Source organism: Mucilaginibacter rubeus, assembly GCF_003286415.2.
Taxonomy (GTDB): domain Bacteria; phylum Bacteroidota; class Bacteroidia; order Sphingobacteriales; family Sphingobacteriaceae; genus Mucilaginibacter; species Mucilaginibacter rubeus_A.
In genome coordinates, this window is sequence record NZ_CP043450.1 from 3,192,564 (window position 1) to 3,213,812 (window position 21,249).

Below are 21,249 nucleotides of genomic sequence, written 5' to 3' on the forward strand. Positions count from 1 at the left end.
TAGAATATAGTTTAACCCCAAAATTATATATTTAAATCTTTACTTTTTAATTTCAGTAAGTAAAGTATTCAACATTGACAGTGCAGCTATAGCACTCCTCTCAATGTTTTGGCGGCGTTTAGTACCAAATATATGCTTTTTTATTAATGACTTCCCTTTTCCCGCAACTGCAATCCACACTGTACCAACGGGTTTGTCTTCCGTACCGCCGCCCGGACCTGCAACTCCGGTTATTGCGATTGCCAAATCCGATTTAAAATTTAACAGTGCACCCTCTACCATTTCTTTTACAGTTTCCTCGCTAACGGCGCCATGTTGCCATAAAGTTTCGTTCTTTACGCCCAAAATGCTTTCCTTTAACTCGTATGAATAAGATACGGCTCCGCCTAAAAATACATGCGACGAACCCGGATGCTGGGTGAACAAGTGCGAAAGATAACCACCGGTACAGCTTTCGGCCACTGATAAAGTGAAGTTATTGGCTTCCATGATATCAAGCAAGGCCTTCTCAAGCGTTATATCCTGATCAATTACAAAGGGCAAACCAATGCGCTCAATAAGGCGCGCGGCAAACGCATTAACTTCCTGTTGCAAAGTGGCTTCGTTTTCGCCAAAAGCGCTCAAACGCAAACGTACCTGGCCTAACTTAGGCAGGTATGCCAGTTTAATATGCGGCGGTAAATCGTTTTCAATATCCACTATGCGTTCGGCCAAAAATGATTCACCTTCACCAACAGTTAGCAATGTTTTATGAATAATAGTCGGAAATTTAAGTGTAGCCTTAAGCTTTGGCAGCACCTGTTCTTCCATCATATACATCATTTCAAACGGCACGCCCGGCATCGACACATAGATCACCCCATTATGGTTAAACCACATACCCGGAGCTGTGCCATTTTCGTTAAGCACTATTTCGCAGTTGGCCGGAACAAGAGCCTGCTGTTTGTTTACTTCAAGCAGCGGACGGTTATATTTAGCAAAAATACGTTCTACATTGACCAGGGCTTCTTTATTTTCAACCAGATCAACGTCAAAATACTCTGCTAATGTTTTTTTGGTGATATCATCTTTTGTAGGACCAAGGCCTCCGGTAATAAAAATCACATTGGCCCGGCTTGCCGCCTCGGCCAGCGCTTTCAGGATATGTTCCCGGTCGTCGCTTATTGATGAGATCTGTTTTACCCTAAGCCCTATCTTGTTAAGTTCGGTAGCCATCCAGGCCGAATTCGTATCAACAATTTGTCCGATAAGTATTTCGTCGCCGATGGTAATTATTTCTGCCAGCATTTTTATATTAATAAAAAGATGATTGGGGATTGTAATCGCTTCTCTTGCTCAGCTTCAAATCCTGCAAAATAGATGCTTTCACCTTTAAAGTTACGTTATACATTTTATATACCCCAAACGGAATCCACTGAAACGCCATGTCCCAGCAATGCAGATCCCGGTATATGGAAAACGACGTAGCGCTGGCAAATTTAGCCGCTTTTATATCATAAGTGGTAGTATACTGGATCTTCCACTTTTGCGTAAGGTTTACGTCGCCCGAGATCTGGAGCGTATTACTTGTGTTTTTATTATTCAGATAGTTTTGATAGCTGAAACTATAGTTCAATGATATATTCCACGGCACATTAAAATCCACATAAGCATTCGGGTCGCTATTCACCAATGCCAATCGTTGCGCCTGGCTGGTATTCATGGTTGCAATGGTATTCAGCGCCGCATTACCCGGGGTTGCCTTGGTTGAATTTAAGCTACCGCCCATTGAGATATTCAAACCTGTTAAAGTTGGAAATTTACCATCCTGCCAGGCATACCTGTTTATGTAACGGCTTGTTTTTACGATGGTGTTATTGGAAATAGAATCGCTAACCTTGGTAACATAAGGGCTAAATACTCCCGAAAAGCTAATACTCAGCTTTTGATTAAAGATTGCCGTGTGACCCGAAAACGAGATATCCGACAATTTCATTGAATCTGCCGCGAAATTGTAAAAGGTAGAGAATGATAAACCCTGCAAAATCGTGATCTTACGGTCGGTACCGGAGGTATCCGAGCTTTTCGCTTTCACTTTTGCCTCTATCGTGTTATCAACCGAGAAGTTCAAACCCGCCTGTTTACCGGCCGAAGGCCCGCCGTAAACGCCGTTTTGGAAAATAGAATACTTTTGATAAGTGTACGGATATGGCACTGTAGCAGTACTTACAGCGGTTTTGTAATATCCAAAGCTTGGGTCGCTGAAGTCGGGGCGATAACTGAAACTTATCGACGGCGTAGCCACGTGCCTGATGGCTTTCAGGTTACCATGCTTAAAGTTCATGGTAGCATATAATTTGGTTGATAAGCCGGTACTGATGCTGTATTCCCCAGCGCGCTTAAAGCCCGGAACAGTATCAATAACTAACTGGTTTGATCCGGCAATACTTCCCCTTTCAAACCTTTCATTAATGCTTTGAAAATACCAGCGTTCGGTATAGTTGATGCTGTTATTAAACTGAAAGTACTTAAACACGTTTAGGCCTAAACTAACCGGAATGGTATGCTGGAAACCATTTTGCAACCTTTTCGATAAGGTTTCGCTCTTGAACAACTGGGCCTCCGGGATATCGTTCAGTTTGTTGGTACCTACCAGGTTGTAGCTGACTGTAATTTTCTGATACCACTTTTGTTCGCCTACCCTGTCTTTTGAATCGAATGGGTTTATTGACGACATACCAAACGCTATGGTAGGCAACTCGATGTTTACCGTTTTACGCGCTATGTCCTGGCTATGCGAAATACCGATACTTAAGTTAAATGGTGTACCGGCCCAGGTTTTACCATACGCGATACTTGAACGCAAACTACTTTGGGCAAGCGCGGTTGGGTTATAATTAGTTGCCGATGGCGTATTCCTGAAGAAGCCTGAAGTACCCGCATCAACCGAAGCACTGAATGTTGAACCAGGGTTAGCATTGGCATCCTGCACGTGCGACCAGTAAATATGCGCATCCTTAGTAGCCGGATCGCCTTCCAGGCCATAATTGTGCGATCCAAAGCTCAACGTTACGTTACCGGTATACTTATACCGTTTTAAGTAACGGGCAGTGCTGCTTAACTCGTACGAGCCTTTTGAATAAATAGAGCCGGTTGTGGTTAAATCCAAATAATCATTTATACCGATATAATATCCAAGTCCTTTAAGATAAAAGCCGAGCGTATTGTCCTCGCCAAAGGTTGGCAAAATAACACCCGATGTCCTGGTATCCGGCTTTGGGAAAAAGCCGAAAGGTATCCCAAGCGGCAATGGTATCCCCTCAATTTCAAGGTAGGCCGGGCCGGATATGATACGTTTCTTTTCGCCTATACCACGGGTTATTACTATACCAAAATGCGTATCGGGATAAGGCAAATCGCAGGTACTGAAAATTACGTTGCGGTATGCCACCTCATCATCATTAAGCTTTTTGGCCTGTCCGCCAGAAATAAAGTTCCCTTCCTGCTCGGATGCTGGGTTGTAGATCTTTACTTTTTTAGTTTGATAGTTAAATAGTAAAGAGTCGGACGCAACCGGCTTATCCGTTTTTTGCTTCATGATAGGCCTGCGGATATATTGGTGCGTACGCGGATCTATGCTACCACTTGCAAAAACAAGGTGATTTTTTTCGTCGACCCTAATATAATCTGCATCAAGCTCAAAATCCTCGTAGGTTACACGGGCTTTGCCATAAAAGTAATTGATCTGGTTCTCTCTGTCCGAGTAGATCGAATCTTCGGCGGTTGCTTTTATTTCCGACTGAATCCCGCTTTTGTTTTTCTTTGTGGTATCATTGCCAGGTAAAGAATTTACCGGTTTACCGTTTCTAAGTGGCGTAATTGAGCCGGATTTTTTACCTTTAAGAAGTTTCTTATCACGAAGCGAATCAAGTTTGATAATAGTATCCCTTAAAGGTCTGCCGTTGTGGCTGCCATTTAAAATGGTACCAGCATTAGCAAGGCCGTTTACTATTAATATAATTGCAAGCAGAAAAAAAAAGGTTATGAATTTCAAAATTGATTATGAATAGTATTTTTGCAGATATAGTTAACAGCGTTCAAAAATAATGAAAAATAAGGCATTGAAAAGATTGATTTATAGTTTGTGGGTATTGCTGGTTCTCCTTTCATTTTTTCCTTTTAAATCATACAGTTCTAATTTAACTAATAGTGTTCCCCCTCAGTCGGATACTGTTGTTAACAGCACCGGTTTTAAGATCAAAACCATTATTATCGACCCAGGGCATGGTGGCAAACCATCAGCGTCTACAGGTCATTATTCGCATGGTGCGTCGGGCTCATATTCGTCAGAAAGGAATGTAACGCTGGCTATTGGCTTTAAATTGCAGGCCGCTATAGAAAAAGAATTGACCGGCGTTAAAGCTGTGATGACCCGTACTACCGAAGATGATGTTTCGTTTGAGCGCCGGGCCGAAATAGCAAACGAAAACAAGGGACAGCTTTTTATATCGCTCCACTGTAACTCATTATCTGACAGAACCGTTCGCGAAAAAGTGGGCACTAAACGTCATAAAGCCGTTTACCGCACGGTAAGAGTACCCGACCGTTCGGGCAAAGGTGTGCTGATTTTGGTTTACGGATTGCACCGTACCCGCGAGGAAGAAAGCGCTATTCAGAAAAATCAGGTTGGCGAGGAAAGTGAACTTGATGGCGGCGCATTGGATCCTAACGACCCGATGACCATTATTTTAACTAACGAGTACAAAAGGAAATTCCGTCAGCAAAGTATTAAACTGGCTACTTTAATAAATGGCGAGTTTACTGATACCGACGGAAGGCGCAGTGAGGGTATCAGGGAGCAAGGTATTTACGTGCTTTGTCACAGCGCAATGCCATCGGTACTGGTTGAAACCGGCTATATCAACAACCCGGATGATGAGAAATACCTCAACTCGGAAGATGGGCAAAACGAAATTGTGGCCTCAATTATCCGCGCATTAACAAGCTATAAAAAAGAAATGGAACAGGTTGCGCAATAATTATAAAGCTAAACTGTTACCTTCTACGTAAATAAAACGTACATAATAAAACATATAAACCTTTTTGCAGGTTTATAACCTTAAACACAATTAACGCATAAACTCTACTTAATGAAAATCTCTAACGAAACAAAAATTGGTGCACTTACGGCCATTGCAATTACTATACTCATATTAGGTTACAGTTATTTACGCGGTAATGATATTTTTTCGGGATCAAATAAATACTACGCTATCTATAATAGTGTTGAAGGCCTTACCGTTTCAAAACCTGTTTTGGTAAACGGCTTCCAGATAGGACGCATCTCTAAAATGCAACTTCAGCCTGACGGGCGTACCGTGGTTGAATTTAAAATTGAACCGGATGTAGTTGTACCTAAAAATACGCTTGCTAAACTTGAAAGTACCGATTTGTTAGGCAGCAAAGCCATAGTTTTTGAGTTAGGGAATAGCAATGTACCCGCCGAAGATAAAGACACACTTAAAGCCGATATTCAGGGTAGCCTTGCAGAAAGCCTGCAACCAATACAAAAAAAGGCAGAGTTGTTGATCACCAAGCTCGATTCATCTTTAACAGCGGTAAACAAGATCCTGAACCCTAACTTTCAGAAAAACATCGATCGCAGCTTCATGAGCATCGCCAACTCTTTGCAAACGCTTGAAGGAACTACAAAAAAGATCGATCATCTTGTTGGTGCACAAAGCGGCCATATCGATGCCATTTTAACCAATGCTGAGGTAGTATCAGGCAATTTAAAAACAAGCACTGCACACCTTAACGGCATGACCGCTAACTTTGAAAAAGTAAGTAATGATGTAGCTGCAGCCAACCTGAAACAAACGCTTGATAACGCCAACAAAGCCATGGCCGATTTACAGGCAACAATCGCCAAGATCAACGCCGGTCAGGGTTCATTGGGTTTATTGCTTAACGACGATAAGATGTACAAAAACCTTACCGATGCATCAAATAACCTCAATAACCTGTTTATTGATTTGAAAGCGCATCCAAAACGCTACGTAAGCTTCTCAGTATTCGGTGGTAAAAAAGACTAAAGAAGAGCATGAAGCTGAATGCATAAAGCATAAAGCTTTAAAAACTATTCTATAAAAAAGGTTTTCCCCTCAATTGCAAGTTCAGTTGAGGGGAAATTTATTTTAGCCTCGTCCAGTAACTCGTTCAGGGTTTTATAACGGGCCGAAAAATGACCGATAAGCAGTTTCTTAGCATTGGTTTTTAAGGCTATCTCTCCTGCCTGTAATGCTGTAGTATGATGGGTTATAACAGCCCTATCAAGCATATCATTTAAAAAGGTAGCCTCATGATATAGCAGCGTTGCGTTGGCAATTTGGGCTAAGTAGTTTTCATTATACATCGTATCGGAGCAGTAAGCATACGTTTTTGGCTCCGCCGAATCGATAGTTAAATCTTCATTTTTGTAGACATTCCCCTTCTCATCAGTATAATCACCGCCTTTTTTTAATATCGAGTAATAGGCTACGGAGATATCAAGGTTTTCAATTTTCTCTTTGATCAGTTTGCGAAGTCGTTTCTTCTCCCTGAATAAAAAACCGGTGCAGGCAATACGATGATCAAGCGGTATGGTTTCAATAGTAACGTCATTATTGCTGACCACTACTTCCCTTTGCTGCGCGTTAGTAAAAACATATTCAACAGGGAATTGAAGCTCGGTATCTGAATATCTTAACTGCAGATCAATGATCTCCTTCAATGGTTCGGGGCAAACCAGCTTAAGCCCCTTTTTACGCCCGTTGAGGTGCATGGATGACAATAAGCCTACCAGGCCTAAATAATGATCGCCGTGAAGATGACTGATGAAAATGTGATCAATGCGACTGGCTTTGACATCAAAGCGGAGCATTTGTTGCTGCGTGCCTTCGCCGCAGTCTATTAAATACAGGCGCTCATTGATATTGAGCACCTGTGAAGTGGGATTTCTGTTAAAGATGGGAGTTGCGGAGCTGCTTCCAAGTATTGTTACCTCAAATTTCATAATAGGTAAACAATCAAATGGTTTATCTTGCTTCCTTTTTTAACTCTTTTTCAATCTCTTCCATAAAAATAAGATCGACACCTTCTTCGGCAGTTGGTACAATGGTTAATACATTATCCAATTGTGATATGGTTATTAAACGTGCAACCGCATCATTTAATCCAGCCAGAATGAAGGAACCTGTAGCATTTTTACACAAGCGATGACCAACCAGTAAACTGCTTAAACCTGATGAATCGGCATATTTAACTTGCGACAAGTCAAGAATGATGTTGCGCTGACCTTCGGTATTGATCAGTATCAATTCAGATTTTAACTGAGGAGTTACTATTGAATTTAATTTTGATTCATTAAGCTTCAATAATATATATTTCTCGTGTTTATCTACAGTAAATTTCATTCTTATTAAATTTAATAAGCTAAGATAAATATTTTATGGATATTTTAAAATTACATAACACTCAAGGCGTTATTAATTGCTGTTTCAACACGGGTTAGTACACTGCCTTCGGCAGGTTTAACAAATGCTTCGCCAATAATCTTTTCATAAAGCTCAATGTAACGCTCAGATATCGAATTAACAATCTCCTCGGTCATAACCGGTACCACCTGTTCGTCTTTACCCTGGAAACCATTTTCGATAAGCCATCTGCGTACAAACTCTTTCGAAAGCTGTTTTTGCGGTTCACCTTTTTGCTGGCGTTCTTCGTATCCTTCTTTATAAAAATATCTTGATGAATCAGGTGTGTGGATCTCGTCAATCAGATAGATCTGACCATCAACCTTACCAAATTCATATTTAGTATCAACCAATATTAAACCTTGTTTAGCTGCAATTTCGGTGCCGCGTTTAAACAGCGCCTGGGTATAAGCTTCAAGTTTCACATAATCTTCTTCAGATACGATACCTCTTGCCAGGATTTCCTCGCGTGAAATATCTTCATCGTGCCCTACCGATGCCTTTGTAGTTGGCGTAATGATTGGCTCGGGCAGGATATCGTTTTCTTTTAAACCTTCGGGCAAAGCCACACCGCATACATGGTGCCTGCCTGCTGCATACTCACGCGCGGCATGGCCGGCAAGGTAACCGCGGATCACCATCTCCACCTTAAACGGCTCACAAATGCGACCAATAGTAACGCTCGGATCCGGAACTGAAATAACCCAGTTTGGAACAATATCTTTTGTAGCCTCCAAAAAACGGGCGGCAATCTGGTTAAGCACCTGCCCTTTGTAAGGAATAGCTTCAGGCAATACAACATCAAAGGCCGAAATACGGTCACTAACAACCATGGCCAGGTATTTATTATCTATAGTGTAAACATCGCGTACTTTCCCCTTGTAAAAAGCAGTCTGTCCCGGAAAGTTAAAATGTGTTTCTTTTATTGAGTTCATTGTTTTTAGTTCATGGTTGATAGTTGAAAGTTCATAGCTGATTTGCATTTTTACTATGAACTATCAACCATGAACTATAAACTAATCGCTAATTACTGTATATCCCCGTAGGCTTCTAATATTCGTTTTACTAATTTGTGCCTTACCACGTCCTCACCGCTCAGGTATACTATTTCGATGCCTTTAATATCGGTCAGGATCCTTAAAGCGGTATGTAAGCCCGACTGTTGTTTTTTAGGTAAATCTATCTGGGTTACGTCGCCGGTTACTATGAATTTGGCTGATGGCCCCATACGGGTCAGGAACATTTTCAGCTGCATATCGGTAGCATTCTGGGCTTCGTCCAAAATAACAAAACAGTTATCAAGGGTACGACCACGCATAAATGCCAGCGGAGCAATTTCGATAGTACGGTTCTCCAGGTAAACCTTAAGTTTCTCGGCCGGGATCATATCGTCAAGCGCGTCATACAAAGGCCTCAGGTAAGGGTCGATCTTTTCTTTAAGGTCGCCCGGTAAAAAACCAAGGTTCTCCCCTGCTTCAACCGCCGGCCGGGTTAATATGATACGTTTAATTTCTTTGTTCTTTAACGCCCTTACCGCCAAAGCAACAGCGGTATAGGTTTTACCGGTACCGGCAGGGCCAATGGCAAACAGGATATCGCTCTTGTTGATACTATCAACCATACGACGCTGATTGGTAGTACGCGCCCTAACCATAATGCCGTTAGGACCAAACACAATCACTTCGCCGCTTGCAAACTTATCGGCAACAGCCGGTTCAGCATTTGCGGCGTTGTTACTGGCCTTTGAACCCAGGATCCGCTCGAGGTCGGTTATATTGAGATTTTCAAATTTCTCAACATGATTTATCAGGTGAGTGAATTTTTCCTGAAAAATATTCAATTCATTATCATCGCCCAAAACTTTTACTTCACTGCCTCTGGCAACTATTTTAAGCTTGGGGTATTGCTTCTTAATGATCTCAAAATGATCATTATTCGGGCCCCACAATACTGCAGGGTTTACGTTTTCAATTGATAGCTTAAGCTCGTTCAATACTAATTTGATTTTTTAGTTACAGATTTTTATGAATTAAAAATTGAATATTTGTAGCTTCAAATGCTACTACAAGATTAGCAATAAATATTTATAAAATTAATGGCAATTATAACATTAACTACTGATTTAGGCGATAAAGATATTTACCAGGCTGCGTTAAAAGGCAGTATCTACAAATTGTTGCCTACAGTAAATATTGTTGATATTACCAACAACGTAGCCGCATTTAACGTACAGCAGGCTGCTTTTATACTTAAAAACAGTTTCCACTACTTTCCGGAAGATACCGTGCACCTTATTGGTATTGATACTGTTTATAACGACCATACAAAGTATCTCGCCATCCGCTATAAAAAACACTATTTTGTAGGAGCAGATAATGGCATTTTTTCGCTAATGTTTGATGAGGCACCGGAAGAGATTGTAGAGATCAACATTATGCAGGACCTTAAATTTCTGCATTTTCCGCTGGCAGATGTTTTTGTAAAAACGGCCTGCCATTTGGCCAAGGGCGGCAAGCTTGATGAAATAGGTTTGCCTGTAAATGATATCGAAAACAAAATGAATTTGCAGCCTGTTATCGAAAAAAACCTGATCAAAGGCGTAGTGATCTATATCGATTCATTTCAGAATGTGATAACCAATATCACCAAAGAGTTTTTTAACAACGTGCAGCAAGGCAGACGTTTTGTACTCAACTTTAAACGTAACGAAACCATAAACCATTTAAGCTGGCACTACAACGAGGTGCCCGTTGGCGAAAAACTTTGCTTGTTCGGCATTAGCGACCACCTTGAAATAGCTATCAATAAAGGTAATGCAAGTGGTTTGTTGGGCCTTAACCTTAACGATAAGGTGATCATAGAATTTCAATAATCCCTGATTAATAAAATGAAGAAAATCGCGTTGCTTGTTGCATTTCTGCTAATTGGGACTGCTACGTTATTTGCCCAAAGTGCCGTTAATTCCGACTCGGTGGCCTACCAGTTACAGCGTCAGAAAATAAACAACATGCTGGCTGCCCGTAAGCAAAAATTTGGGCAGTATGAGCAAAGTCTCGGGCAGCATACGGGCATTTTTGGCTTTCAAACCAAAGATGACATTCGCCGGTCGGCAGGCATTTTAATGGATATTGCCAAAACGGACGATGCCATTTTTAAAGAGCTTAAAATCCTGCTTGAGTACCGCGATTTTCTGCAAAAACAAATCCAGAGTCATAGTCACGAAACCGAGAGTGCTAACTCTGATTATCTTAAAGTTATTGCTCATTTACAGCAACAAAACAGCAAGCTCAAACAACAGTTAACAGCATCAGAACAGCGCCTTAGTACCCGCCAAACCATATTTGTGATAGTGATACTTTTCATGGGTGCGTCAATTTTGTTACTCATGTTCCGAAAAACCCGTGTTAAAGCGTAAATTCGCGGCTTAAACACGAAAACGTATACATGGCAAGAGGACGACTGAATAGTGGCAGCAAGGCAGAAGCAGAATTACCTAAAGCAAAAATAAACCGGAGCAGCCTGCGCAATGTAGCAAAATTGCTCACTTACCTGAAACCTTACCGCTTGAAATTTATTGCAGGATTAGTATTCCTGTTCCTGTCCAGCCTTGTAGGTCTGGCATTCCCTGCAATTTTGGGCGCGTTAATTGATGCGGCACAAGGCATATATAAATACAAATATCTGCCGCACGGATTAAATGCCATAGCCATAATGGGTTTCATTATTTTGTTTGCCCAGGCATTCGTATCGTTTTTCAGGGTGGTTTGGTTTGTACAGGTAGCCGAAAAATCATTGGCCGATATCAGGCGCGATACTTACTTCAAACTTATTACCTTGCCCATGAACTTTTTCGCCAACCGCCGAGTTGGTGAACTGAACAGCCGCATTTCTGCCGATCTATCCCAGATTCAGGATACCCTTACTACTACTTTTGCCGAAATGATCCGTCAGTTGGTGATCATGGTAGGCAGTACTACGCTATTAGCAATCGTATCTATCAAACTTACACTTGCGCTGTTGGCTATTTTACCTTTCCTTGTTGCATTTGCAGTATTCTTCGGGCGCTTTATCCGTAAGCTATCACGCGAAGCCCAGGATAAATTAGCCGAATCAAATACCATAGTTGAAGAAACCCTTCAAGGCATTGCTAATGTAAAAGCTTTTGTTAACGAAGCTTATGAAGCTAATCGTTACGATAAAATATTACGCCAGGTGGTGAACATTGCCGTTCGTGGCGCTAAATTTAGGGGCACATTTGCTTCATTTATTGTATTTTGCCTATTCGGAACCTTTGTTGGTGTTATCTGGTATGGCTCGGTGTTGGTTGCCAACCATGAAATTTATGTTGGTGATTTAACCACTTTTATCATGTATTCGATATTTGTTGGTGCTGCCATGGGTAGCTTCCCCGACTTATATGCCAATCTGCAAAAAGCTGTGGGAGCCAGCGAACGTGTATTGGAAATACTTGGCGAGCAAGGTGAAGACATTTCAATGGTTGAAAGCAATAATGCTGTCAAACAAACCATAAAAGGCGACGTGGCATTTAACGATGTGGTATTTGCTTACCCATCCCGCCCGGAAATAACCGTATTAAAAGGAATTTCATTTAGTGCCGATGCCGGACAGCGTGTAGCCATTGTTGGCCCAAGTGGTTCGGGAAAATCAACCATGGCTTCATTGATTCTGCAGTTTTATCATCCGCAAAGCGGCAACATTTTGTTTGATGGCAAATCTGCCGATAATTATTCCTTAACTGATATCCGTAACCAGGTAGCTATTGTTCCGCAGGATGTATTGTTGTTTGGCGGTACTATTATGGAAAACATTGCTTATGGCCGTTTAAATGCCACAAAAGAAGATATCATACAAGCAGCTAAACGAGCCAATGCACACCAATTTATTTCATCATTCCCCGAAGGTTATGAAACCGTTGTTGGCGAGCGTGGCGTAAAGCTATCCGGCGGTCAGCGGCAGCGTATTGCAATTGCCAGGGCATTGCTTAAAAACCCATCCATACTGATACTTGATGAGGCTACTTCATCGTTAGACTCCGAATCGGAACGCCTGGTACAGGAAGCGTTGGAAGAGCTGATGAAGAACCGGACTTCCATCATTATAGCTCATCGTTTATCAACCATTCGCGAAGCCGATAAAATAGTAGTACTTGAAAAAGGTAACATTATTGAAAGCGGCAGCCACGCTGAACTTATTAGCAACGAACAGGGACTGTATCGTTACCTAAGTCAGCTTCAGTTCGAAAGCAGCCAGGCCTGATTAGCTTGCTCAGATTAATTCGGCATATGTCAGAACTTATAGCCGATTATTCCGTTTACACTCGCAGTAAAACGAGTGTAAACTGCTATATTCACAAATTAAAGATTACTTATAACGTAATATAATTATAGATACCGCCCCGGGGATGCGTATCACTTATAAAAAATGAAACTAACTATACACGGGGCGGCCCGTCAGGTTACCGGAAGCATGCATTTGCTTGAGGTTGGCCAATATAAAATTTTGGTGGATTGCGGGCTGGATTATGAAAAGGACCGCAGTGTAATATCCAACGAAAACTTTCCCTTTAACCCCGAAACCATTGATGTGGTTGTGCTTACCCATGCCCATATCGATCATTCAGGAAACCTGCCCACCCTGATCCGTTTGGGCTTTGACGGGCAGATACTTTGCACCTCTCCTACTGCCGATTTAACTGAGCTGCTCCTGCTTGATTCCGTAAACCTGTTTATGCGAAAAGCCGGAGAAAGGAACAAACACCACAAGCGTGGCAGAGGCAAACACAGCGGTCATGTACAACCGCTGTATTTGCAAAAACACGTAATGGATACAGTTGAGCGTTTTGTTACCATAGGCTTCAACAAACCTTTCCGTATCACCGGCGATATCGAATTAACTTTTGTACCCGTTGGTCACCTGTTAGGTGCTGCGGCAGCAGTATTTAAAATAAACGACAAAGGCGAAGAAAAATCAATTGCCTTTACCGGCGACATCGGCAGGAAAAATTACCCTGTATTAAACGATCCTCAGCCCCTGCCCCCGGTAGATTTCCTGGTATCAGAAGCTACCTACGGTGGCCGCTATCACAGTAAAGACAAAACCGTTGAACAAACCCTGATAGAGGTTATTGAAAAGGCCTGTATTAAAGAACAGGGGCGTTTAATTATCCCTGCGTTTAGTATCGGGCGTACGCAATCATTGGTATATACTTTAAATAAGATCTTTAGTATGGGATTGCTGCCCCCTGTTAAAGTTTTTGTGGATAGTCCGATGGCCACGCAGGCCACTGAAGTTTTCAGGAAGTACCATAGCCACGTTAACCAGGAAGCCCAGGAATTTTACCAGAAACGCGGTGACGAGTTTGAATTTGATAATCTCACTTATGTAGAGACCTTAAAGGATAGCCGGCAGATCTCTAATTATTGGGAGCCCTGTATCATCATATCATCTGCAGGAATGCTTGAAGGCGGACGTATACAGGACCATTTGTTTTACAACATCCAGAATTATTACGCCACCATCCTATTCATAGGCTATTGCGCCAAGGGAACTTTAGGACACCGCCTGCTGCGTGGCGATTCGATTGTGCACATCAAAGACCGCGAACTTGCCGTTTATGCCACTATCAAGCAAACAGACGTACTTAGTGCCCACGGCGATCATGATGATCTTATGAGCACTGTAAACGCTATTGGTAAGGATAGATTAAAACATGTATTCCTTGTACACGGTGAAGGGGAAAGTATGCAGTTATTAGCCAATGACCTGGAAAAAGAAGGCTATGGGGTGACTATGCCTGAAAAGGGTATTTCGTACATTATTTAGCCTCTATTTCAATTCGTTTACTGGAACAGAAGTTTTTAGTTATGGTTATGGAAATGTTGCTTATTTGGCATCTTCATTAAAAAACACTCATGAAAAAAACGATTCTGTTTGCTTTATTTGTTTTATTAACGCCATCTGCATTTAGTCAAAACTACAAATCAGAATACGGATATCCGGTCCTCGCACTTATCGAAACTAATCCGTGGATGATGGTCATTGGATCAGACGTACCGAGTTTTGTACTTTATAAAAATGGTCAGATTTTGTATAAAAAGACCATCGCAGGCAAAATAAAGTACTTTCAAACTAAAGTTCCATCAAATAAAATAAACGAGACACTACAAATGCTCGGTGTTACGGATAGCCTTCGGATACTTCCTTCGTACATCGCAGGCACGCGCGCAACAGATCATCCTTCAAGTAAATTAACGTTGAATTTAGGTCATCCTAAGCGAATAGAAGTATATGGGAGTCTTCGTTATGAAAAAAGTGAAGCAAGACAAAAAACGCCCTCACCATTTCTAAAGGTATTCGACAAACTTATCAATTTTAAAGATAGCAAAGCCAAAGAGTGGCTACCCGACAGCATAGAAGTAATTTTAACGAGCTATAGCTACTCTGCCGAGCGCCCGTTAAATTGGCCTCTCGGATGGCCCGATTTAAGAGATCAGCATACCGTTCAAAGAAATACAGACCTGTATAGCGTCTATATCGATAGAAAAGATCTCGATAAGCTTACAAAGTTCATTAGCTCATTGAAAGACAAACAAGCTGTACGGGTTAACGGACGATTATTTTCAGTATCATATCGTTTTCCCTTCCCTAACATTAGGTAGATCAGAATCTATCTAAAATAGAAACGGCACCGATGTTAAATCGGTGCCGTTTCTATTTAGTATTTATCAGCTAATTAAGCTTTTTTAAAGTGCTCAATGATTAAGCTTGCAAGCTCAACACCAATTCTTTCCTGAGCCTCGTTGGTGGCAGCACCAATATGCGGTGTCAGGGAAATTTTTGGATGAGTTAAGATCTCTGTGCGAGGAGTTGGCTCATTGTCGAACACGTCAAGTGCAGCAAATGAAACCTGACCGCTGTTTAAAGCGTCAACCAGGGCAAGCTCGTCGATCAAGCCACCGCGTGAAATATTTACCAGGCCAACACCTTTTTTAGTTTTAGCCAATTCTTCGGCACCAAAAAGGGCTTTGTCGATGAATGGGGTATGCAGGGTGATGAAATCCGCTGTAGCGATGATCTCATCAAGGGTGGATTTTTTAACAGCTACTTTAACAGTAGTACCACCACCTAAAACGAGATCCAATTCAGGATTGAAATCAAAAAGATCATAAGCCAGCACATCCATACCAACACCGATAGCTATTTTAGCTACTTCCCTACCAATACGGCCAAAGCCTACAATACCTAAAGTTTTACCGCGAAGCTCAACGCCTTTGGCATAAGCTTTTTTCAGATCGTTAAATTTAGTACCACCTTCTACCGGCATTTTACGGTTGCTATCAGGTAAAAAGCGCACAGCGCCAAATAAGCTCGCAAATACAAGCTCAGCTACTGATAATGAAGATGAAGCCGGGGTATTGTACACGCCAATACCTTTTTCTTTAGCGTAATCAACATCAATATTATCAACACCTACACCACCGCGACCAATCAGTTTCAGGTTGGGGGTAGCGTCGATTAATGCTTTACGTACTTTAGTTGCGCTACGTACGGTAATAGCATCATAGTTTTTCAATTTTTCAGGAAGCTCATCCTGTGGAATATTGTTGGTATCTACAAAAAAGCCGGCATCTTCCAGCATTTTTTTTCCTATTGGGTCGATACCGTCGTTAGCTAATATTTTGATCATTTTATTATATCATTGGGTCATCAGGTCATTGAGTCATTGCCATAAAAACGACATAATGACTCAATGATTTAATGAAATAAATTATTTATTCTTTTCAGCAAATTCCTGCATTGCGTCAATCAGCACGTAGATGCTGCTTATTGGCAACGCGTTGTAAATTGAAGCACGGAAACCACCTACACTCCTATGGCCTTTGATGCCAACTATACCGCGTTCTTCGGCAAGTTTCAGGAATGGTTTTTCCAACTCAGGGTTTTCCATTACAAAGCAAACGTTCATTTTTGAGCGGTCTTCAACGGCAGCCACTGCTTTGAACAATGGGTTGCGGTCAATTTCCTCATACAATACACGTGCTTTGGTAATGTTTTCCTGCTCAATAGCAGGAACGCCACCTTTTGCCTTTAACCATTTAAGGGTAAGCATAGATACGTAGATAGCAAATACCGGTGGAGTGTTGTACATTGAACCACCTTCAATTTGAGTTTGGTAGTTGAACATTGCAGGGATCTTACGACCGGTTTTACCAAGCAGATCGTCCTTAACAATAACCAAAGTAACACCTGCAGGGCCCATGTTTTTCTGAGCGCCGGCGTAGATCAAACCAAAATCGGCAACGTTAACCACACGGCTGAAAATATCTGATGACATATCGCAAACCACCGGAACAGGCGATTTAAAGAACTCCTGTAACTGTGTACCGTAAATGGTATTATTAGAAGTAATGTGGATATAAGCAGCATCGGCCGGGATTTCAAAATCCTTAGGGATGTAAGTAAAGTTAGCCTCTTTTGATGAAGCAACAACCTGCACTTCGCCAAAATATTTAGCTTCTTTTAAAGCTTTGTTTGCCCAAACGCCGGTTTCAACATAAGCAGCTTTACCGCCTTCTGGCAGCAAATTGTAAGGAGCCAAAGCAAACTGAGTGCTCGCGCCGCCTTGCAGAAACAATACCGAATAACCTTCAGGAACGTTGAATAATTCTTTTACCAGGCTTACAGCTTCATCTAAAACAGCCTCAAACTCTTTTGATCGGTGCGAAATTTCAAGCAAAGAGAGTCCAGTACCATTAAAATCAATAACTGCTTCTGAAGCTTGCTTTAAAACTTCGTGTGGTAGAATGCCAGGTCCGGCACCAAAATTATGTTTCATAAAATTAACGAATTGTAGGTTCTAAATACACTATTAGGAAGTTTGTATTTTGTTGGGCCGAAGTTAATTAATTTGACAAAATATATAGACATTATTTACATTTTTTGAAAAAATATACAATTAATCAACAAAAGGCCCTTTGATTGCAAATAATTAAACTAACCCTACAGGGCTGGTAGTAATTATTGCCATTATAATAAATTAAGGATGTTTAAGTTTTGATATCGCGGCCAGCTGGTCGGCCGACGAGAATACCGAAGTACCTGCAACAAACACATTTGCTCCTGCATCTATCAGTTTTGTTACATTGTTAGCGTCTACCCCACCGTCAATCTCAATTAACAGACCGGGATTTTTTTCGGTACTTAGTGTCCTGAGCTCTTTTATCTTTTTATAAGTATTCTCAACAAAGTGTTGTCCGCCAAAACCGGGATTAACCGACATGATCAAAACCATATCCAAATCGGCAACAATATCTTCCAGCATAAATACCGGAGTGGCCGGGTTAATGGCAACTGCAGCCTTACAACCTAATTGCTTAATAGCCTGAATGGTACGGTGTAAATGAGGGCAAGCTTCCTGGTGAACGGTGATGCTATCTGCTCCGGCATCTTTAAATGCTTTCAGGTAACGGTCGGGCTCAACAATCATCAGGTGTACGTCAAGCGGTTTGGTAGCGTGCTTTTTTACAGCACTTATCACCGGGAAACCAAAAGAGATATTAGGAACAAACATGCCATCCATAACATCAACGTGGATCCAGTCGGCTTCGCTGTTATTGATCATTTCGATATCGCGTTGCAGGTTGGCAAAATCGGCCGCTAAGATAGATGGGGCTATGAGGTGATTCATATGCAAATATATAAAACCCGATTACCTGCCCGCCGGTAAAGGGTAATTATTTTATGATATAAATGTAAAAAAATGGAACATATGTTTTAGCGGTTATTAATCAGGCCGTCATCCCGAACTTGCTTCAGATCTCATTTGATAAGCTGTCTGCCAATCAAATCGCCTGTCGCGTGGGATGCTGAAACAAGTTATCCATCATATATTTACAAACGTTTGTCATGCTGAGGAACGAAGCATCTTCTTCGCTCTGTATAGCGGCTTGCCTATAGAAGAAGATCCTTCGCTATCGCTCAGGATGACAAACGCTTCGCGGGCTCAAGCGGAAGCGCCTCCCAAAAAATCATTCAAACGAGGACACTTGAACGGCCGTTTTGGGTGCTAAAGCTGGAAGCTTTTAACATGCTCAACCGCGGGTTACACTGCGTTAAACCCGCGGCAATTTATCTTCCTTAAAACCTAAATCCAATAGAAACATAAGGCAGCGATCCTTCTTTCGAAAAGCCCATGACCGCCTCAATTAACACCAGCTGGGCAGGGATGATGTATAAACCGCCACCATAGCCATCATGCCACCTGTCTGATGATTCGCCAGGAACCCACACCCTGCCTACATCGTTAAAGCCTATCAGCCCAAACGAACCGGGTAACAGGTAAGATGTGAAATCAAGCACTTTTAATCGCAACTCGAGGTTGTTATAGGCCATTGTACGCCCGGTAAAGCGGTTGGTATGAAATCCTCTGAAATTTTGGAAACCACCCAATTTTAATTGCTGAAAATAGGCCGCGTTGCCTACCGTGGTTCCTACGCCTGTACGGTTGGCAATCACCAATACCGAATCCCTGTCGGGGTTCAAATAAAAGCTAAACTCGGATAACACCTGTCCATAAGTATTATGACTGCCCGAGCCGCCACCGCTAAAACCGCTTACGGTAGTTGTCCATAAAATGCCTTGTGTTGGAATAATGAGTTTGTTACGTGTATCCACCGTTGCATTAGCTGTTAGGCCTCCGTAAACCTTGGTACCAAATACTTGCTCATCCGGGAACGCGGCATTATAACCGTTTAAAAATCTTTCGGTATTGTTTGAAGCTTTGCTGTTATAAAACTGACCGGCAATACCAGCGCTGACATGTAATGTTCCAAAATCGCGGTGCAGGGAAACATCTCCCGTAACATAATCATAGCGATTACGATAGTACGAGATCTTCCTGTCGTCTTTATTTTCAAAAACAGTATTGTTGCCAATGCCAAAGAAATTGCTCAGGTTATGTGGCCCGCGAGATAGCAGGTTTATCTTCAGATCATTTTCACCTATAGCTTTTTTCCAGTCGGCCATGTAGGTAAATAAAAATGATTTACGCTCCAACGAGTAATTGGTCAAAAACTCTTCGCGGAAAGCATATGGTTCTTTCCTAAAGCCATGCCGCTCGTACGAAAAACCACCTATCAGCAACACACCAACATCATTACTGTAATTGGCCAGGATGATAGGCTCAAACCTGTCAAATTTGAAACTGGTTTTATCATAGCTATTTACAGTAGTATCTCTCGATGTCCGGTTCTTTGCCAGGGATGAAGGAGGCAGTACATTTTTTTGATCTGAACGGTCATAAATGTAGGTATTGCCCCTGTTATTCAAACTGCTGTCTACCGCGAAAGTATCCATCCCATCCCCTCCTATCATTCGCACTATAATGGGCGATGGTGTTGAACCTGTAACCGTGAAAAAATCGTCACCGTCAAAACCATACATCCTCACCTCTTTTGTAACATCCGGTTTAAAAGTGCGCTGGTAGGTTACCTTGTCAACGCTACCATCTTTCTTGATCTTATTTATGGTAAGGGTAATATCGCCATTGGTTTCATGAGCTACGGTAAACTTATCCGTTTTATCGCTCGCCGGAACATCTACATATTTAGAAATGAACTTATAATACTCAAGCGCCTGTTTTTGAAGGATATTACGCCTCGCTATCATTTTACGGATAATCTCCGGGCCCGAAAGCTGATAAATGGTATCAGGCATTAAACGCACTGCTTTTTTGATCAGGTCATTAGTAAGTTTGCTTTGCACGTAGGCTATCTGTTGTTTCCAGTCGTCTTCGCTCAATTGGTTCAGGAAATAGCGGTCAAAGTAGCGGGCATTAAAGTTCCATCCGTTGATGTCCCTGATCTCATCGCTATAGCCCTGAAATTTTGATTTGAGCCACTGGTGCGCTACTATCCAGGGTAAAACACCCGAAGTTTTGTAATAAACCTGGTCACGATCGCGCGGAACGGGTTCATAAACGGTTTCGTGCTTACCATCTATCTTTTCCCAGCGCCATTGGTCTTCATGCCTGTCCCAATCACCCAAAAGCATATCCAGCAGTCGGGCACGAAGCACGGTCTTTTGATCAACGCGGTTATCGTTATCATCCTGCAGCTTGCGCTGTACCTTTTCGGTGTTATCGGTTTTATCGGCATCAAGCGGCTCACGCTCTTCAAACAAAAATACCTGGTTGGCAAAATCCTTTTGATATTCGCCAAAAGCAGGATCATCCGGAACGTAAACAATTTTAGGATTGGAATGCGGTACCCCCAAAGCTTCGGCCAGTGGCGGAACCGAAAGTGCAGAAAACGGATGCGCAGCCGATACCTGGTCTTGCAGGATATCTTTAGCTACGGTAGGTCTTAAATCAACAGGCAACCCTTTTTCAGGATATTTTTGGATGGTTCGTAACACCCATTGCTGGCCGGTTGGATCCTGAAGACGTAATGATTTGGTTTGCTTACCTCCGCCACGTTGCAATATCTTCAGTCCACCTTTTTCGGCAGTTAGATGAAATACAGGAAAAGTGACCGGAGCAGCCCAGAGTTTGCGGTAATTATCGCCAAGAAAAAATTGATGAGTCCCGCTTACATTATTATATGACGGCTCGATAGCCAGTTTGACGCTATCTGTACTTGTTTGAGCGTAAGAAATGTGACCAGCTAAGCCTAAGCCCGCCGTTAAAAAAAAGGATAAAGCTTTGAACAGTTTTGTGCCGCTCATGTGGTTTTGTAAG

The 21,249-nt window shown here is 42.0% G+C and carries 17 protein-coding genes; 7 read left to right on the forward strand and 10 right to left on the reverse strand.

Features of this window, described 5'->3' with window-relative positions:
* Positions 1-39 precede the first annotated feature (39 nt).
* Together DEO27_RS12595 and DEO27_RS12600 are read right to left on the reverse strand one after the other, a co-directional pair.
* Entirely contained in the window at positions 40-1,287 is a 1,248-nt protein-coding gene (locus tag DEO27_RS12595; RefSeq protein ID WP_112565579.1) for a competence/damage-inducible protein A, read from the reverse strand.
* A gap of 7 nt (positions 1,288-1,294) precedes the next feature.
* Complete coding sequence (locus tag DEO27_RS12600) at positions 1,295-4,033, reverse strand: putative LPS assembly protein LptD (RefSeq protein ID WP_112565576.1); 2,739 nt, start codon at positions 4,031-4,033, stop codon at positions 1,295-1,297.
* Positions 4,034-4,085: 52 nt separating this feature from the next.
* Between DEO27_RS12600 and DEO27_RS12605 the strand changes: the two genes are divergently transcribed.
* Positions 4,086-5,018, forward strand: a complete 933-nt coding sequence (locus DEO27_RS12605) for an N-acetylmuramoyl-L-alanine amidase (protein ID WP_112565573.1) — start codon at positions 4,086-4,088, stop codon at positions 5,016-5,018.
* Positions 5,019-5,129: 111 nt separating this feature from the next.
* A complete protein-coding gene (locus DEO27_RS12610; RefSeq protein ID WP_112565570.1) occupies positions 5,130-6,074 on the forward strand; it encodes an MlaD family protein in 945 nt (314 codons plus the stop codon).
* Positions 6,075-6,118: 44 nt separating this feature from the next.
* Here the strand turns inward: DEO27_RS12610 and DEO27_RS12615 are convergent, their stop codons facing one another.
* From DEO27_RS12615 to DEO27_RS12630, 4 genes are all read right to left on the reverse strand, one after another.
* Positions 6,119-7,033 carry a ribonuclease Z gene (locus DEO27_RS12615; protein WP_112565567.1) on the reverse strand — a complete coding sequence of 305 codons (915 nt, stop codon included), beginning with the start codon at positions 7,031-7,033 and terminating at the stop codon, positions 6,119-6,121.
* Between the two features lie 22 nt (positions 7,034-7,055).
* On the reverse strand, positions 7,056-7,433 hold the full coding sequence (locus DEO27_RS12620; protein ID WP_090527130.1) for an STAS domain-containing protein: 378 nt from the start codon (positions 7,431-7,433) through the stop codon (positions 7,056-7,058).
* Positions 7,434-7,483: 50 nt separating this feature from the next.
* Positions 7,484-8,428 carry a phosphoribosylaminoimidazolesuccinocarboxamide synthase gene (locus DEO27_RS12625; RefSeq protein WP_112566887.1) on the reverse strand — a complete coding sequence of 315 codons (945 nt, stop codon included), beginning with the start codon at positions 8,426-8,428 and terminating at the stop codon, positions 7,484-7,486.
* Between the two features lie 92 nt (positions 8,429-8,520).
* Complete coding sequence (locus DEO27_RS12630) at positions 8,521-9,486, reverse strand: PhoH family protein (RefSeq protein WP_112565564.1); 966 nt, start codon at positions 9,484-9,486, stop codon at positions 8,521-8,523.
* A 102-nt stretch (positions 9,487-9,588) separates the two neighbouring features.
* On the opposite strand from DEO27_RS12630, the gene DEO27_RS12635 reads away from it, so the two are divergent.
* The 5 genes from DEO27_RS12635 (at position 9,589) to DEO27_RS12655 (ending at position 15,172) form a co-directional block, all read left to right on the forward strand.
* Positions 9,589-10,365 (forward strand): S-adenosyl-l-methionine hydroxide adenosyltransferase family protein, encoded by a 777-nt coding sequence (locus DEO27_RS12635; protein WP_112565561.1) that lies wholly within the window; start codon positions 9,589-9,591, stop codon positions 10,363-10,365.
* Positions 10,366-10,380: 15 nt separating this feature from the next.
* Positions 10,381-10,908, forward strand: a complete 528-nt coding sequence (locus tag DEO27_RS12640; RefSeq protein ID WP_112565558.1) for a hypothetical protein — start codon at positions 10,381-10,383, stop codon at positions 10,906-10,908.
* Positions 10,909-10,937: 29 nt separating this feature from the next.
* The gene (locus tag DEO27_RS12645) at positions 10,938-12,770 is read left to right on the forward strand and encodes an ABC transporter ATP-binding protein (RefSeq protein WP_112565553.1); all 1,833 of its coding nucleotides are present in this window, start codon (positions 10,938-10,940) and stop codon (positions 12,768-12,770) included.
* 165 nt (positions 12,771-12,935) lie between these two features.
* Positions 12,936-14,336 carry an MBL fold metallo-hydrolase gene (locus DEO27_RS12650; protein ID WP_112565550.1) on the forward strand — a complete coding sequence of 467 codons (1,401 nt, stop codon included), beginning with the start codon at positions 12,936-12,938 and terminating at the stop codon, positions 14,334-14,336.
* Between the two features lie 89 nt (positions 14,337-14,425).
* Positions 14,426-15,172, forward strand: coding sequence for a hypothetical protein (locus DEO27_RS12655; RefSeq protein WP_112565547.1), 747 nt, complete (start codon positions 14,426-14,428; stop codon positions 15,170-15,172).
* Positions 15,173-15,246: 74 nt separating this feature from the next.
* Here DEO27_RS12655 and DEO27_RS12660 read toward each other — a convergent pair whose 3' ends face one another.
* The 4 genes from DEO27_RS12660 to DEO27_RS12675 all read right to left on the reverse strand — a co-directional run bounded on the left by DEO27_RS12660 (position 15,247) and on the right by DEO27_RS12675 (position 21,236).
* Positions 15,247-16,200, reverse strand: a complete 954-nt coding sequence (locus DEO27_RS12660) for a D-2-hydroxyacid dehydrogenase (RefSeq protein ID WP_190295396.1) — start codon at positions 16,198-16,200, stop codon at positions 15,247-15,249.
* An 81-nt stretch (positions 16,201-16,281) separates the two neighbouring features.
* Positions 16,282-17,349, reverse strand: coding sequence for a 3-phosphoserine/phosphohydroxythreonine transaminase (gene serC, locus DEO27_RS12665; protein ID WP_112565543.1), 1,068 nt, complete (start codon positions 17,347-17,349; stop codon positions 16,282-16,284).
* A 201-nt stretch (positions 17,350-17,550) separates the two neighbouring features.
* On the reverse strand, positions 17,551-18,201 hold the full coding sequence (rpe, locus tag DEO27_RS12670; RefSeq protein ID WP_112565538.1) for a ribulose-phosphate 3-epimerase: 651 nt from the start codon (positions 18,199-18,201) through the stop codon (positions 17,551-17,553).
* A gap of 449 nt (positions 18,202-18,650) precedes the next feature.
* Positions 18,651-21,236, reverse strand: a complete 2,586-nt coding sequence (locus tag DEO27_RS12675; protein ID WP_223818236.1) for a hypothetical protein — start codon at positions 21,234-21,236, stop codon at positions 18,651-18,653.
* Positions 21,237-21,249 lie beyond the last annotated feature (13 nt).

Coding starts and splice junctions, on each gene's coding strand:
- DEO27_RS12650 (WP_112565550.1), top strand. CDS start 12,936: ATGAAACTAACTATACACGGGGCGGCCCGTCAGGTTACCGGAAGCATG.
- DEO27_RS12610 (WP_112565570.1), top strand. CDS start 5,130: ATGAAAATCTCTAACGAAACAAAAATTGGTGCACTTACGGCCATTGCA.
- DEO27_RS12645 (WP_112565553.1), top strand. CDS start 10,938: ATGGCAAGAGGACGACTGAATAGTGGCAGCAAGGCAGAAGCAGAATTA.
- DEO27_RS12655 (WP_112565547.1), top strand. CDS start 14,426: ATGAAAAAAACGATTCTGTTTGCTTTATTTGTTTTATTAACGCCATCT.
- DEO27_RS12615 (WP_112565567.1), bottom strand. CDS start 7,033: ATGAAATTTGAGGTAACAATACTTGGAAGCAGCTCCGCAACTCCCATC.
- DEO27_RS12605 (WP_112565573.1), top strand. CDS start 4,086: ATGAAAAATAAGGCATTGAAAAGATTGATTTATAGTTTGTGGGTATTG.
- rpe (WP_112565538.1), bottom strand. CDS start 18,201: ATGAATCACCTCATAGCCCCATCTATCTTAGCGGCCGATTTTGCCAAC.
- DEO27_RS12625 (WP_112566887.1), bottom strand. CDS start 8,428: ATGAACTCAATAAAAGAAACACATTTTAACTTTCCGGGACAGACTGCT.
- DEO27_RS12675 (WP_223818236.1), bottom strand. CDS start 21,236: ATGAGCGGCACAAAACTGTTCAAAGCTTTATCCTTTTTTTTAACGGCG.
- DEO27_RS12595 (WP_112565579.1), bottom strand. CDS start 1,287: ATGCTGGCAGAAATAATTACCATCGGCGACGAAATACTTATCGGACAA.
- serC (WP_112565543.1), bottom strand. CDS start 17,349: ATGAAACATAATTTTGGTGCCGGACCTGGCATTCTACCACACGAAGTT.
- DEO27_RS12640 (WP_112565558.1), top strand. CDS start 10,381: ATGAAGAAAATCGCGTTGCTTGTTGCATTTCTGCTAATTGGGACTGCT.
- DEO27_RS12660 (WP_190295396.1), bottom strand. CDS start 16,200: ATGATCAAAATATTAGCTAACGACGGTATCGACCCAATAGGAAAAAAA.
- DEO27_RS12620 (WP_090527130.1), bottom strand. CDS start 7,433: ATGAAATTTACTGTAGATAAACACGAGAAATATATATTATTGAAGCTT.
- DEO27_RS12635 (WP_112565561.1), top strand. CDS start 9,589: ATGGCAATTATAACATTAACTACTGATTTAGGCGATAAAGATATTTAC.